We start from the raw sequence: 14,854 nt of genomic DNA on the forward strand, positions 1-14,854 counted from the left end.
GAACGTCTCGGAGGACATGCGGTGAACGAACTGCCGCAGCAGCTGGTCAACGGCCTGCTACTGGGATCCATGTACGGGCTGGTCGCCATCGGCTACACGATGGTCTATGGCATCGTCCAGCTCATCAACTTCGCCCACGGCGAGATCTTCATGACCGGGGCCTTCGGCGCGCTCACGGTCTACGCGTACGTACTGCCGGACGGCACCTCGATGTGGATCGCCCTGCCCCTCATGCTGGTTGGCGCGGTCCTGGTAGCGGTCCTGGTCGCCGTCGGAGCGGAACGGTTCGCCTACCGTCCCCTGCGCACCGCTCCCCGGCTCGCCCCCCTCATCACCGCGATCGGCCTCTCCCTGGCCCTGCAGCAGGCGGTGTGGGCCTGGTACCCCCAGGCGAAGTCCGCGCGCACCTTCCCGACCATTCCGGGCGGCCCCTTCAACATCGGCAACGTCACGATCCAGACCGGTGACATCTTCCTGGTGATCGCGGCTCCCCTCAGCATGGCCTTCCTCGCCTACTTCGTGATGCGCACCCGTACCGGCCGTGGCATGCAGGCCACCGCCCAGGATCCGGACACCGCGAAGCTGATGGGTGTCAACACCGACCGGATCATCGTGATCGCGTTCGCCCTCGGCGCCGCCTTCGCGGCCGTCGGAGGCGTCGCCTACGGCCTCAAGTACGGCCAGATCGACTTCAAGATGGGCTTCCTCCTCGGTCTGAAGGCCTTCACCGCGGCCGTCCTCGGCGGCATCGGAAACATCTACGGCGCCATGCTCGGCGGCCTCGTCCTCGGCGTCGCCGAGGCCCTGTCGACCGCCTACATCTCGGACATCCCCGGCATGGACAAGTTCGGCAGCCAGTCCTGGGCAGACGTCTGGGCGTTCGTACTCCTCATCCTCGTACTGCTGTTCAGGCCGCAGGGCCTGCTCGGCGAACGCGTCGCGGACAGGGCGTGACACCGATGACCACACAGACCACCGCATCCGAGACCCCCGAGACCCCCGAGACGCCGAGCGCGCCCGACACCGCCCCGTCCGGCCTGATCGGTCTGCCGGCCCCGGTCGGCCGGGCCCTCGCCACCGGCGGCGGCGCCCTCGCGATCGTCTCCACGTTCCTGTCCTGGACCTGGACCGCCGACTTCCCCGGTGACCTCACCGTCTACGGCTACCCGGGCGGCCTGCAGGTCCTGGTGCTGGTCGGAGGCATCCTCACCACCCTGTTCGGCCTCGCCTCCTACGGCGTCAAGGGCCTCGGGTGGCTGGCGCCCGGAAGCGCCGACGCCGCCCTGAAGCTGGCCGCCCTCGGTACGTTCGCCACCGCCTGGTACACCGTCATCGCCATCAGCGACGAGCTCGGCGGCCTGGTGAACCTGGAGCCCGGCGGTTTCGTCGTGGCCGTCGCCACCCTGGCCGCCCTGGTCGGCTCGCTGGCCCTGCCGTTCGAGCGGCCGGAGCCCGAACTCTCCGACCCGGACGACCGCGGCTGGGAGCTGTTCCGCCACAAGTCCCGGCAGAACTGGAACGTCTTCAAGGCCGCCTTCGCCGCCAAGGCCCCGGCCCCGGGACGCGCCCTTCCGGCCTACGCCGAGATCCTCGTCATCGTCGCGGCCATGGCCGTGGGACTGGTGGTCTTCAGCTACGGCGTCAGCACGCCGTACGACGAGCTGTTCATCGGCTTCCTCCTCATCGCCGGCTTCGGCTTCACGGCTCTGTCCAAGGCCGGGCTCGTGGCCCGGGTCTCGGCGATCACCGCGAAGCACCGCTCGCTCACCATGATCGGCGCCTTCGTCGCGGCCGCGGCCTTCCCCTTCACCCAGTCCAACGACCAGTACGCGACGATCGGCGTCTACATCCTGATCTTCGCCACCGTCGCGCTGGGCCTGAACATCGTCGTCGGCCTCGCCGGCCTCCTCGACCTCGGTTACGTCGCCTTCCTCGGTGTCGGCGCCTACACCGCGGCGCTCGTGTCCGGCTCGCCGTCCTCCCCGCTGCACGTGAACTGGCCGTTCTGGGCCTCGGCGTTGCTCGGCGCGGTCGTCGCCATGATCTTCGGCGTCATCATCGGCGCCCCGACCCTGCGGCTGCGCGGCGACTATCTGGCCATCGTCACCCTCGGCTTCGGTGAGATCTTCCGCATCACCGTCCTCAACATGGACGGCACCTCGGGCCCGGACGTCACCAACGGCTCCAACGGCATCTCCTCGATCCCGAACCTGAAGATCCTCGGCTTCGACTTCGGCCAGCAGCACCAGATCCTCGGCACCACCATCGGCCGGTTCGCCAACTACCTGCTGCTGATGCTGGTCATCACGCTCATCGTGGTCGTGGTGTTCCGGCGCAGCAGCGACTCCCGCATCGGCCGCGCCTGGATCGCCATCCGCGAGGACGAGACCGCGGCGCTCGCCATGGGCATCAACGGCTTCCGGGTCAAGCTCATCGCCTTCGCGCTGGGCGCCTGCCTGGCCGGTCTGTCCGGCTCCGTCCAGGGCCACGTCACCTACACCGTGACCCCGGAGCAGTACCAGTTCGCCTACGCGGTGCCGCCCAACTCGGCCTTCCTGCTGGCCGCCGTGGTCCTCGGCGGCATGGGCACCATCGCCGGTCCGCTGGTCGGCGCGTCCCTGCTGTACCTGATCCCGGCCAAGCTGCAGTTCCTGGGCGACTACCAGCTCTTCGCCTTCGGCGTCACCCTCATCCTGCTGATGCGCTTCCGTCCGGAGGGCCTCATCCCCAACCGGCGCCGCCAGCTCGAGTTCCACGAAGAGGCCGAAGCACCCGCCGTCCTCACCAAGGCAGGGGCCTGACCACGATGACTACCGACACCACCACCCAGGACGCCACCCCCGGCGCCTCCGCACCCGGCGAGGTCGTGCTCGACGCACGCGGCGTGACCATGCGCTTCGGTGGCCTCACCGCCGTACGCAATGTCGACTTCACCGTCAACAGCGGCGAGATCGTCGGCCTGATCGGCCCCAACGGCGCCGGCAAGACGACCTTCTTCAACTGCCTGACGGGCCTGTACGTGCCCACCGAGGGCGAGGTCCGCTACAAGGGCCAGGTGCTGCCGCCGAAGTCCTTCAAGGTCACCGCCGCCGGCATCGCCCGTACCTTCCAGAACATCCGGCTGTTCGCGAACATGTCGGTCCTGGAGAACGTTCTCGTCGGCCGGCACACCCGCACCAAGGAGGGCCTGTGGTCCGCGCTGCTGCGCGGCCCCGGCTTCCACCGCGCCGAGAAGGCCTCGCGCGAACGGGCCATGGAACTGCTCGCGTTCGTGGGCCTGGAGCGGAAGGCCGAGCACCTCGCCCGCAACCTCCCCTACGGCGAGCAGCGCAAGCTGGAGATCGCCCGCGCGCTCGCCAGCGAGCCCGGTCTGCTGCTGCTCGACGAGCCGACGGCGGGCATGAACCCGCAGGAGACCCGCGCCACCGAGGAACTGGTCTTCGCCATCCGGGACAAGGGCATCGCCGTCCTCGTCATCGAGCACGACATGCGCTTCATCTTCAACCTCTGCGACCGGGTGGCCGTCCTGGTGCAGGGCGAGAAGCTCGTCGAGGGCGACAGCGCGACCGTCCAGGGCGACGAACGCGTCGTCGCGGCCTACCTCGGCGAGCCCTTCGAGGACGCGCCCGGCGACGAGGAGGTGGCCGAGGTGGAGGCCGCCGAGGCGAACGCCGACGCCTCCGACGCGCCGACCGGGACTCCGGCCGAGGCCACGGCCGAGGCCGCCGACGCGGAGACCACCACCGACGCAGCGCCCGGCAAGGAGAACGACCGATGACCGCACTGCTCGAAGTGGAGGACCTGAGGGTCGCCTACGGCAAGATCGAGGCCGTCAAGGGCATCTCCTTCAAGGTCGAGGCCGGTCAGGTGGTCACCCTCATCGGCACCAACGGCGCCGGCAAGACCACCACCCTGCGCACGCTCTCCGGCCTGCTGAAGCCGGTCGGCGGACAGATCCGGTTCAACGGCAAGTCGCTGAAGAAGGTCCCGGCCCACCAGGTGGTCTCGCTGGGCCTCGCCCACTCCCCCGAGGGGCGGCACATCTTCCCGCGCATGACCATCGAGGACAATCTGCGCCTCGGCGCGTTCCTGCGCAACGACAAGCCCGGCATCGAGAAGGACATCCAGCGCGCCTACGACCTCTTCCCGATCCTCGGGGAGCGGCGCAAGCAGGCCGCGGGCACCCTCTCCGGCGGTGAGCAGCAGATGCTGGCGATGGGCAGGGCGCTGATGTCCCAGCCGAAGCTGCTGATGCTGGACGAGCCGTCGATGGGCCTGTCGCCGATCATGATGCAGAAGATCATGGCGACGATCGCCGAGCTGAAGTCGCAGGGCACGACGATCCTGCTGGTGGAGCAGAACGCCCAGGCGGCGCTCTCGCTCGCCGACCACGGCCATGTCATGGAGGTCGGCAACATCGTCCTGTCCGGCACGGGGCAGGACCTGCTGCACGACGAGTCCGTGCGGAAGGCCTACCTGGGCGAGGACTGACCGGGGTCACGACGAGGCCCGCGCCCCCTTCTCCGGGGCGCGGGCCTCGTCGTACGGGTCAGTCCTTCTTGGCCGCCCTCTTCTCCTCGCTGTCCGCGATGACCGCTTCCGCGACCTGCTGCATCGACATGCGACGGTCCATGGAGGTCTTCTGGATCCAGCGGAAGGCGGCCGGCTCGGTCAGGCCGTACTCGGTCTGCAGGACGGACTTCGCGCGGTCGACCAGCTTGCGGGTCTCCAGGCGCTGGGTGAGGTCGGCGACCTCCTTCTCCAGCTGCTTCAGCTCGGTGAAGCGGGAGACGGCCATCTCGATCGCCGGGACGACGTCGCTCTTGCTGAACGGCTTGACCAGGTACGCCATGGCACCGGCGTCCCGGGCGCGCTCGACGAGGTCGCGCTGCGAGAAGGCGGTGAGCATCAGGACCGGCGCGATGGACTCCTCGGCGATCTTCTCGGCCGCGGAGATGCCGTCCAGCTTGGGCATCTTCACGTCCAGGATGACCAGGTCCGGCTGGTGCTCGCGGGCCAGTTCGACGGCCTGCTCGCCGTCGCCGGCCTCGCCGACGACGGTGTACCCCTCCTCCTCCAGCATCTCTTTCAGGTCGAGTCGGATCAGGGCCTCGTCCTCGGCGATGACGACTCGGGTCGTCAGCGGAGGCACGTGCGACTTGTCGTCGTCGGGCGCGTCTACGGGCTGGGGCGACTCGGCGGTCACGGGGGCTCCTCGTTCCAGGCAGGGGTACTGCTGACAAGAGCCTACCTAGCTACGGTATGGTGGACGCGCGGAGGGTCGGGGGAAACCTTGGATTCTGCGAGCCCCGGTAGCCCAATTGGCAGCAGGCAACGGATTCAAAACCCGTACAGTGTCGGTTCGAGTCCGACCCGGGGCACTTTTCCTTGGATTCCAAGGTCCGTACTTCTGCTGGGCCCCTCCGGTGAGGGGCCCTTTGCCGTCGTAGCGGCCGTCACTTCGGGCTGTCGTCCTCGCCGATGTGGTGAACCCGGACCATGTTGGTCGAGCCGGAGACCCCGGGCGGGGAACCGGCCGTGATCACCACGATGTCGCCCTTCGCGCAGCGGCCGTACTTCAGCAGCAGCTCGTCCACCTGGTCGACCATGGCGTCGGTGGAGTCGACGTGCGGGCCGAGGAAGGTCTCGGCGCCCCAGGTGAGGCTGAGCTGGGAGCGGGTGGCCGGCTCCGGGGTGAAGGCGAGCAGCGGGATCGGCGAGCGGTAGCGGGACAGGCGGCGGGCGGTGTCTCCCGACTGGGTGAACGCGACCAGGAACCTGGCGCCGAGGAAGTCGCCCATCTCGGCGGCGGCCCGGGCGACCGCGCCGCCCTGGGTGCGCGGCTTGTTCCGCTCGGTCAGCGGCGGCAGCCCCTTGGCCAGCATGTCCTCCTCGGCGGCCGCGACGATCTTCGCCATGGTGCGCACGCTCGCGACCGCGTGCTTGCCGACGCTGGTCTCTCCGGAGAGCATCACCGCGTCCGTGCCGTCGAGGACGGCGTTGGCCACGTCGGAGGCCTCGGCGCGGGTCGGGCGGGAGTTGTCGATCATCGAGTCGAGCATCTGGGTGGCGACGATGACCGGCTTGGCGTTGCGCTTGGCGAGCTTGATCGCGCGCTTCTGCACGATGGGCACCTGCTCCAGGGGCATCTCCACACCCAGGTCGCCGCGCGCGACCATCAGCCCGTCGAAGGCGGCGACGATGCCGTCGAGGTTCTCCACCGCCTGCGGCTTCTCGACCTTGGCGATCACCGGGAGGCGGCGGCCCTCCTCGGCCATGATGCGGTGCACGTCCCTGGCGTCGTCGCCGCTGCGGACGAAGGACAGGGCGATGACGTCGAAACCGGTGCGCAGCGCCCAGCGCAGGTCGTCCTCGTCCTTCTTGGAGAGGGCGGGCACGGAGACGGCCACGCCGGGGAGGTTCAGGCCCTTGTGGTCGGAGATCATGCCGCCCTCGACCACGAGCGTGCGGACCCGGGGGCCGTCGACGGCGGTGACCTCCAGGCAGACCTTGCCGTCGTCGACGAGGACCCGCTCACCGGGGCTGACGTCGGCGGCGAGGCCGGCGTAGGTGGTGCCGCACCGGTGGCGGTCGCCCTCGACGCCCTCCTCGACGGTGATGGTGAACGTGTCGCCGCGTTCAAGGAGTACCGGTCCTTCGGCGAAACGGCCGAGCCGGATCTTCGGACCTTGAAGGTCGGCGAGAATTCCGACGCTGCGGCCGGTTTCGTCGGCCGCCTTGCGCACTCGCCGGTAGCGCTCCTCGTGTTCGGCGTGCGTGCCGTGGCTGAGGTTGAACCGGGCCACGTCCATTCCGGCGTCGACCAGTGCCTTGATCTGGTCGTACGAGTCGGTGGCGGGCCCCAGAGTACAAACGATCTTTGCTCGGCGCATACATCGAGCCTAGGCCTTACCCGTGGGTAGATAATCGGCCCCACATGACCACTCAACAACCTTTGAGTAAAGGGTCATTGACAAGTGTTGAATTGTGCGGTCACTCGCTCCGATGAGCGAATTCCTCAGCACCGCGAAGTGGATCTAGAGGTCGAGCAGTTTCAGGTCGACGGCGTCGGCGATCGCCCCGGCGCCGGCGTCGTTGACGTGCAGGCCGTCGCCGCTGTCGAACTCGGCGCGGATCCGGTCGGGCCGGGCCGGGTCCGCGACGGCGGCGGCCGCGTCCACGACGCCGTCGAAGGGATGCGTGTCCCCGAGGAGCCAGGCGTTGACCTCGCGCCGGACGGCCTGGCCGGCTTCGGTGTCGTACCCCTCGTGGACCGTCCCCCGGTACGGGCCGATGGTGGCGGCGACGACGCTGAGACCGGCGGCGTGCAGGCGCTCGGCGAGGGCGGTGAGCCCGGCGGTGAGGTCGGACGCGGTGGGGCCCTCGGCGGGCTCGGGGTGGGCGCGGTAACCGGGCATGCCGAGGTCGTTGAGGCCGATGTGGACCAGGACGTGACTGACACCGGGGACGGCGAGGACGTCGTGGTCGAGGCGGGCGAGGAGATGCTCGCCGATCTCGTCGGTGAGCAGCCGGTTGCCGGAGATGCCCTGGTTGACGATCCAGCCGCGGGTGAGGCGGCGGCCGAGCTGGGACGGGAAGCTGTTGTCCTGGCCGGGGGTGGTGGCCGCGCCCTCGATCCAGGAGTCGCCGAAGGCCACGGCGATGCGGGTGCCCTCGGGCGCGAGCACGTCGGCGGCCAGGCCGAAGTGCCCGGTCGTCAGCTCTTCGGCGTCCCGGAGGTCCGGGGAGGTCAGCTGGTTGCCGGGGGCGGCCCGGCCGATGTCGTGCGGCACCGCGGAGAACGTGGTGGGGCCGGTGTCCCCGGGCAGGTACAGGCTGACGGTGAGGACCTGGCCCGCGGCGACGCGCTGTTCGACCGGATCGCTGACGAGCTCCTCGCCGGCCGGGACCGTGACGGCCGCGGCCCCGCCGAAGGCGAGCGGGGTGTCGATCCCGGCTCCGGCGAGGTGCGCGCCGCCGATCTCCAGGGGTTCCTTGCCGAAACGGTTGCTGATCCCGATGCGCAGTGCCTCGCCTCCCCCGGCCAGGCGCAGGGACTGCCGTACGGTCTGGTCGGCGAAAGCGCGCGACTCGATGAGCTGGAAGGACTCATGGGGGCTGATGACGGCGGTGCGGTGGGCGGCGATCCAAGTCGTGGTCATGCCAGGCGCCAACACCGCCGTCGGCGGTCCTCTTCCGGGCTCGCCCCCTTGTTACCTTCCCTCGACAAGTGGAGTCAGCCGCTTCGGTCGCCGGGTCTGCGGAACGTGGGCGGGCGGTTCGAGTCCGAAGCTGGTGAAGGCGGTGCGGGCGGGAAGCGGGTAGGGGTCCTTTCCGGTGAGCGAGTTGAGGATGGTGGCGCTGCGCCAGGCGGCGAGGCCGAGGTCGGGCGTGCCGACGCCGTGCGTGTGCAGCCCGGCGTTCTGGACGTACACCGAGCCGGTCACGGACGGGTCGAGGACGAGCCGGAACTCCTCGTCGACGCGCGGGCGTTCGTTGCCGTCGCGGCGCATGTAGGGGTCGAGCCCGGCGAGGATGCGGCCGAGCGGGCGCTCGCGGTAGCCGGTGGCGAGGACGACGGCGTCCGTGGTGAGCCGGGAGCGGCTGTCCTGCTGGATGTGCTCCAGGTGCAGTTCGATCTTGGTGGTGGCGATCCGGCCGGCGGTGCGGACGCGGACGCCGGGGACGAGGACGGCGTCGGGCCAGCCGCCGTCCAGGGTGCGCCGGTACAGCTCGTCGTGGATGGCGGCGAGGGTGCCGGCGTCGATGCCCTTGTGCAGCTGCCACTGGGCGGCGCTCAACCGGTCGCGGACGGGCTCGGCGAGGGCGTGGAAGTAGCGGGTGTAGTCGGGGGTGAAGTGCTCCAGGCCGAGCTTGGAGTACTCCATCGGCGCGAAGGCCTCGCTGCGGCCGATCCACTGCAGCTTCTCGCGTCCCGCGGGGCGGTGTCGCAGCAGGTCGAGGAAGACCTCGGCGCCGGACTGTCCCGAGCCGACGACGGTGACGTGCTCGGCGGCCAGGATGGCGGAGCGGTGGTCCAGGTAGTCGGCGGCGTGGATGACCGGCACGCCGGGGGACTCCACCAGTGGCTTGAGCGGGTCGGGCACATGGGGGGCGGTGCCGACGCCGAGGACGACGTTCCGGGTGTAGGTACGGCCCAGGGCCTCGGCCTCGCCCTCGGCGTCGAGCTGGGTGAAGTCGACCTCGAACACGTCCTGTTCGGCGTTCCAGCGGACGGAGTCGACCTGGTGGCGGAAGTGCAGCCCGGGCAGACCCTGCGCGACCCAGCGGCAGTAGGCGTCGTACTCGGCGCGCTGGATGTGGAAGTGCTCGGCGAAGTAGAAGGGGAAGAGCCGCTCGCGGGTCCTGAGGTGGTTCAGGAAGCTCCAGGGGTTGGTCGGGTCGGCGAGGGTCACCAGGTCGGCCAGGAACGGCACTTGGATGGTGGCGCCCTCGATGAGCAAACCGGGGTGCCAGTCGAAGCCGGGGCGCTGTTCGTAGAAGACGGCGTCGAGTTCGGCGAGCGGTTGGGCGAGTGCGGCCAGGGACAGGTTGCACGGGCCGATGCCGACGCCGACCAGGTCGCGGGGGGCCGAGGGCTCGTGCCGTGGGGGGTTGCTCATGCGGGGGTGCCTTCTGTGACGAGTTTCAGAAGCCGGGCCAGGTCGTCCGGCCGGGTGTGGGGGTTGAGGAACGTGGCCTTGAGCCAGAGACGGCCGTCGAGCCGGGCGCGCCCGAGGACGGCCCGGCCCTCGTGCAGCAGCCGGCGGCGTACGGCGGCCACGTCGGCGTCGGCCGCGTCCGCGGGCCGGAACAGGACCGTGCTGATCCCGGGCCGGTCGTACAGCTCGAAGCCGGGGTGTTCCGCGACGCGGTCGGCGAACTCGGCGGCGTGGGCGCAGACCTGGTCGACCAGGGCGCCGAGTGCGGTGCGGCCGAGGGTCTTCAGGGTGACGGCGATCTTGAGGACGTCGGGTCGGCGGGTGGTGCGCAGGGAGCGGCCGAGCAGGTCGGGGAGTCCGGCGTCGGTGTCGTCCTCGGCGTTCAGGTAGTCGGCTCGCTGGTGGAGGACGGCGAGTTCGCCGGGGTGGGCGACGGCGAGGACGCCGGCGGCGACCGGCTGCCAGCCGAGCTTGTGCAGGTCGAGGGTGACGGTGTGGGCGGCCTCCAGCCCGGCGAGGCGGCCGCGGTGCCGGTCGCTGAACAGCAGGCCCCCGCCGTACGCCGCGTCGATGTGCAGCCGGGCTCCGTGGGCGGCGCACAGGCCGGCGATCTCGGGCAGCGGGTCGACGAGGCCGGCGTCGGTGGTGCCGGCGGTGGCGGCGACCAGCAGCGGACCGGAGAGGGTCGTGAGGGCCTCGTCGAGCGCGGAGAGGTCGAGGGTGCCGCCCGCAGCAGGGACGACGACCGGGTCGGGCAGGCCGAGCAGCCAGGCGGCGCGCGGCAGCGAGTGGTGGGCGTTGGCCCCGCACACGAGCCGCACGCTTCCGCCGTGCGCCTCGCGGGCGAGCAGCAGGGCGAGTTGGTTGGACTCGGTGCCGCCGGTGGTGACGAGGGCGTCGGCGAGACCGGCGGCGCGGGCGAGTGCGCCGGTGACCGCGGCCTCCAGGGCGGAGGCGGCGGGGGCCTGGTCCCAGGAGTCCAGGGACGGGTTGAGGGCGCTGACGGCGAGGTCGGCGGCGGTGGCGACGGCGAGCGGCGGGCAGTGCAGATGGGCCGCGCACAGCGGGTCGGCGGGGTCGGCGGCGCCCTCGGCGAAGGCGTGCACGAGGGCACGCAGGGCGTCCGGGTCGCCGTCGTCCGGCAGGATGTCCCCGAGGACGTCGGCGACCCGCGCGGCGACGGCCGGCGGTCCCCCGGCGGGCAGCGGTCCGCCGCGTGCCCGGGCACCGGCCGCGAGCGCGTCGAGGACGGTGCCGAGGAGGGGGCGCAGGGTGCCCGGGCCATGGGGGCCCGAGGCGAGGGGCGGCGTGCGCAGAGGTTCTCCACCGCTCATCGGCTGTCCTCCGCTCATGGACCGACCTTGGGGAGTGTCCGGCGCCGGACGGCTTCCGGCTTGTGACTGGACTTCCAGCTTGTACCGGAAGAAGCCCGTGCGTCCCGGAAGCCCAACGATCGAAACCCGAAAGTGGGTACTGCCGTGCGAGGAAAACACGTTGGGGCGCTGCGCGCGGCGCAGCGCCCCCCGGTGCAGCGCCTAGGCCCGCCCCCCGAAGTCCCCGGCGTGGTCCCGCGCCCACCGGGCGAACGTACGGGCCGGGGTGCCGGTCAGCTTCTCCACCGTGCCGGTGATCTCCGGCTGCACGCCGACCGTCTCCTCGAAGGTCCGCAGCAGCCGCTCCAGCATGGGCGGCGGGACGTGCGGGAACAGCTCCGGGCCCGCCTCGCGGGGGTCCGTCTCCACGAACGTCAGCTCCCTGCCGAGGGCTTCGCCGATCGCCGCGAGCTGCCCGGCGTTGGTGATCGCCTCGGGTCCCGTCAGCCGGTGCACGGCACCCTCGTGTCCGCCGTCGAGCAGGACGCGCTCGGCGACGGCGGCGATGTCGTCCTCGTGGATGGGGGCGGAGAGCCCCTCCGCGAAGACCCCGCGGACCGTGTTCCCGGCGCGGACCTGGGGCACCCACTGCAGGGCGTTGGTGGCGAACGCGTTGGGCCGCAGGAAGGTCCAGTCGAGCCCGCTGTCGCGGATCTGCTGTTCGACGGCGGCGTGCATGACGTGGATGGGGTGGGTCTCGTCGGCGCCCTCCTGGACGATGCCGCTGGAGAGCAGCACGACATGCCGCACGCCGTGCGCGCGGGCCGCCTCCAGCAGGGCGGGCGAGGTGGCCTGGGCGTAGAGGTAGAGGGCCGTCGCCCCGCCGAACAGGGTGGCGGCGTCCTCCGGTTGGAACCGGACGACCTCGGCGCCGTCGGGCAGGGCGGCCCGCTGCGGGTCGCGGGTGAGCGCCCGCACGGACCGTCCGGCGGCGAGTAGACGGTCGACGAGGGCACGGCCGACGTTGCCGGTCGCACCGGTCACTACGATCACGGATCTGCCTCCGAAGGCTCGGCTGATCGTTCCTGACAGCCCGAGCCTAGGGAGACGATCCGGACCACCGCATCGTCGCCAGGGACCAGCCACGCCCTAGGCCGCCGGACCTACTCCGCCCGTGCCACCTGCGCCGGTTCCGTCTCCTCGGCGCGCACCCGCAGGGCGCGGGCCAGGTCGTCGAGACGGTCGGCGAGGGTACGGCGCAGGGCCGGGATGGGGTCGGCCTCGCGCAGACAGGCCTCGCCGAGCCGCAGGTTGTCGGGGTCGACGGCATGGGCCGGGAACGCCCATCGGGCGGCGGCGGTCGCGATGGCGGGCCCGCGCCGGGCGGCGACGGCGACGGCGTCCGTGTAGAAGCGCGCCACGTACGGGCGCACCAGCTCGGCCTGTTCGGGCTGCCAGAAGCCCTGTGCGGTGGCCGTGAAGAGGTAGTTCGACAGGTCGTCTCCCGCGAACATCGCCTCCCAGGCCGCCCGCTTGGCCTCCGGGTCGGGCAGGGCGGCGCGGCAGCGGGCGGCGCCCTCCTGGCCGGTGGCGCTCGGGTCGCGTTCCAGCTCGGCGGCGATGGTGGCCTCGTCGGTGGCGCCGAGCACGGCGAGCCGGCCGAGGATGCGCCAGCGCAGCTCGGGGTCGAGCTCCGGCCCGCCGGGCACCGTGCCGTCGGCGAGCCAGGCGGCGATGGCGTCGGGGTGGGCGGCCACGCTGATCAGGTGCCGCACGGCGATCAGGCGCAGGCCGGGGTGGTCGCCGTCCTCGGTGCGCCGCAGCAGGTCCCGGCAGAGCGCGGTGAGGGCCGCCAGGGCGGCCGGCCGGTCCTCGGGCTTCAGGTACTGGTCGGCGATCTGGCCGGAGGCGAAGGAGAGGACGCCCTGGACGAGGGCCAGGTCGGTCTCGCGCGGGAGGTGGGCGCGGGCCGTCTCCAGGTAGGCGGCGGGCGGGAGTTCACCGTCGCGCACGGAGTCCCGCAGGGCGTTCCACACGACCGCGCGGGTGAGCGGGTCGGGCAGGCCGGACAGGCCGGCGCGGACCGTCGCGAAGGACTCGGCGTCGAAGCGGACCTTGGCGTAGGTGAGGTCACCGTCGTTGAGCAGGAGCAGGGCGGGGCGCTTGCCGATGGGCAGCGGGGCGGCCTGCGGGACGTCCAGGTCGAGGCGTGCGCGCAGTAGCAGGCGGCCCTCGTCGGCGAGGTCGTGGTCGTACAGACCGGCGGTGAGGCGGTGCGGGCGGCTGCCGGCGCGGTCGACGGCCAGCGCGCAGACGCCGTCGGTGACGGTGACGTGCGGCGTGAGCTTGTCCACGCCCGTGGTGCGCAGCCAGCTGTCGGCCCAGGCGGGCACGTCGCGGTCGGTGGCGGAGGCGAGGGAGTCGATGAAGTCGGCGAGGGTGGCGTTGCCGAACCTGTGCCGGGCGAAGTGGGTGTTGATGCCGGCGAGGAAGTCCTTCTCGCCGAGCCAGGCCGCCAGCTGGCGCAGCGCGGAGGCGCCCTTGGCGTAGGAGATGCCGTCGAAGTTGAGCAGCGCGGACGCCGTGTCGTCGACCTTCTCGGGGGCGACCGGGTGGGTGGTGGGCCGCTGGTCGGCTTCGTAGCCCCAGGACTTGCGGGTGACGCCGAACTCGGTCCAGGGGTCCGTGAAGCGGGTGGCCTCGGCGGTGGTCTGGTAGCCCATGTACTCGGCGAAGGACTCGTTCAGCCAGATGTCGTCCCACCACTTGAGGGTGACGAGGTCGCCGAACCACATGTGGGCCATCTCGTGCGCGACGACCATGGCGCGGGTCTGCCGCTCGGTGTCGGTGACCGCGGAGCGGTAGACGAACTCGTCGCGGAAGGTGACCAGGCCCGGGTTCTCCATCGCGCCCGCGTTGAACTCGGGGACGAACGCCTGGTCGTAGGAGTCGAAGGGGTACGGCTCGTCGAACTTCTCGTGGTACCGGTCGAAGCACGCGCGCGTGATCCCGAGGATCTCCTCGGCGTCGGCGTCGAGGTACGGGGCGAGGGAGCGGCGGCAGTGGATGCCGAAGGGCAGTCCGCGGTGCTCGGTGCGCACCGAGTGCCAGGGGCCGCCGGCGACGGCGACGAGGTAGGTGGAGATCAGCGGGGTGGGCGCGGCCTGCCAGACACCGTCGGCGCGCCGCTCGGTGACGCCGTTGGCGAGCACCGTCCAGCCCTCGGGCGCCCGGACGGAGACCTCGAAGACGGCCTTGAGGTCGGGCTGGTCGAAGGCGGCGAAGACGCGCTGGACGTCGTCCATGAACATCTGCGTGTAGACGTACGTCTCGCCGTCGCTCGGGTCGGTGAAGCGGTGCATGCCCTCGCCGGTGCGGGAGTAGCGCATGACCGCGTCGACACGCAGTTCGTGCTCGCCGGCGGAGACGTTCTTCAGCGGCAGCCGCCCGTCGTCCAGCGACTCGGGGTCGAGGGGCTTCCCGTCCAGCGTCACCGCGCGCAACTCGGCGGGCTTCAGCTCCACGAACGTGTCCCCGGCGGACCGCGCGGTGAACCGGATCACGGTGCGGGAGTCGAAGGTCTCGTCCCCGGTCGTGAGGTCGAGTTCGACCGTGTAGCGGTGGACGTCGAGGAGCTGAGCTCGGAGCTGCGCTTCATCGCGCGTGAGTACGGACATGCAGGCCATGCTGCCTGATCGCGCTGACAGCGCACAGGGGGCGGGGGCGTTCACGCGTTATGTCCGGCTCGTCACCCCGCCCCGCGCCCGCTGTCCGACCGCCCCCGGCGTTCCTCGATCGTTTCCGACCCTCCCCGACCGTTCCCGTGCGCCCTCCGACCGCCCTGCCGGTGCCGGACGCGGTCGGCGGGGGTCCGGCCGG

At 71.4% G+C, this 14,854-nt stretch carries 11 protein-coding genes and 1 tRNA gene; 5 read left to right on the top strand and 7 right to left on the bottom strand.

What is annotated here, in order from left to right; translation table 11 throughout:
• Positions 1-21 precede the first annotated feature (21 nt).
• Genes AB0D93_RS04240 through AB0D93_RS04255 form a run of 4 tightly spaced genes read left to right on the top strand, consistent with a single transcriptional unit; the run spans position 22 to position 4,491 of the window.
• Complete coding sequence (locus AB0D93_RS04240; RefSeq protein ID WP_362112643.1) at positions 22-954, top strand: branched-chain amino acid ABC transporter permease; 933 nt, start codon at positions 22-24, stop codon at positions 952-954.
• A 5-nt stretch (positions 955-959) separates the two neighbouring features.
• Positions 960-2,801 (top strand): branched-chain amino acid ABC transporter permease, encoded by a 1,842-nt coding sequence (locus tag AB0D93_RS04245; protein ID WP_362112646.1) that lies wholly within the window; start codon positions 960-962, stop codon positions 2,799-2,801.
• Positions 2,802-2,806: 5 nt separating this feature from the next.
• Positions 2,807-3,778, top strand: a complete 972-nt coding sequence (locus AB0D93_RS04250) for an ABC transporter ATP-binding protein (RefSeq protein WP_362112649.1) — start codon at positions 2,807-2,809, stop codon at positions 3,776-3,778.
• Entirely contained in the window at positions 3,775-4,491 is a 717-nt protein-coding gene (locus AB0D93_RS04255) for an ABC transporter ATP-binding protein (protein ID WP_362112653.1), read from the top strand. The genes AB0D93_RS04250 and AB0D93_RS04255 overlap by 4 nt, the downstream gene beginning before the upstream one ends.
• A gap of 58 nt (positions 4,492-4,549) precedes the next feature.
• Here the strand turns inward: AB0D93_RS04255 and AB0D93_RS04260 are convergent, their stop codons facing one another.
• Positions 4,550-5,206 (bottom strand): response regulator, encoded by a 657-nt coding sequence (locus AB0D93_RS04260; RefSeq protein WP_362112657.1) that lies wholly within the window; start codon positions 5,204-5,206, stop codon positions 4,550-4,552.
• Positions 5,207-5,306: 100 nt separating this feature from the next.
• On the opposite strand from AB0D93_RS04260, the gene AB0D93_RS04265 reads away from it, so the two are divergent.
• Positions 5,307-5,381: transfer RNA gene (locus AB0D93_RS04265), tRNA-Leu, on the top strand.
• 75 nt (positions 5,382-5,456) lie between these two features.
• On the opposite strand, the gene pyk is transcribed toward AB0D93_RS04265, so the two are convergent.
• From pyk to pepN, 6 genes are all read right to left on the bottom strand, one after another.
• Positions 5,457-6,893: a pyruvate kinase gene (pyk, locus tag AB0D93_RS04270; RefSeq protein ID WP_362112661.1), complete on the bottom strand. Its 1,437-nt coding sequence runs from the start codon at positions 6,891-6,893 to the stop codon at positions 5,457-5,459.
• Between the two features lie 144 nt (positions 6,894-7,037).
• On the bottom strand, positions 7,038-8,162 hold the full coding sequence (locus tag AB0D93_RS04275; protein ID WP_362112664.1) for a GDSL-type esterase/lipase family protein: 1,125 nt from the start codon (positions 8,160-8,162) through the stop codon (positions 7,038-7,040).
• 51 nt (positions 8,163-8,213) lie between these two features.
• On the bottom strand, positions 8,214-9,623 hold the full coding sequence (locus AB0D93_RS04280; protein ID WP_362112667.1) for a SidA/IucD/PvdA family monooxygenase: 1,410 nt from the start codon (positions 9,621-9,623) through the stop codon (positions 8,214-8,216).
• Positions 9,620-10,996, bottom strand: a complete 1,377-nt coding sequence (locus AB0D93_RS04285; protein WP_362113502.1) for an aminotransferase class V-fold PLP-dependent enzyme — start codon at positions 10,994-10,996, stop codon at positions 9,620-9,622. The genes AB0D93_RS04280 and AB0D93_RS04285 overlap by 4 nt, the downstream gene beginning before the upstream one ends.
• A 201-nt stretch (positions 10,997-11,197) precedes the next feature.
• On the bottom strand, positions 11,198-12,028 hold the full coding sequence (locus tag AB0D93_RS04290) for an NAD(P)H-binding protein (RefSeq protein WP_362112671.1): 831 nt from the start codon (positions 12,026-12,028) through the stop codon (positions 11,198-11,200).
• Positions 12,029-12,138: 110 nt separating this feature from the next.
• The gene (gene pepN, locus AB0D93_RS04295) at positions 12,139-14,652 is read right to left on the bottom strand and encodes an aminopeptidase N (protein ID WP_362112674.1); all 2,514 of its coding nucleotides are present in this window, start codon (positions 14,650-14,652) and stop codon (positions 12,139-12,141) included.
• Positions 14,653-14,854: the final 202 nt, after the last annotated feature.

Origin of the sequence: Streptomyces sp. NPDC048191, assembly GCF_040652655.1 — a bacterium.
In the GTDB taxonomy this organism is placed as follows: domain Bacteria; phylum Actinomycetota; class Actinomycetes; order Streptomycetales; family Streptomycetaceae; genus Streptomyces.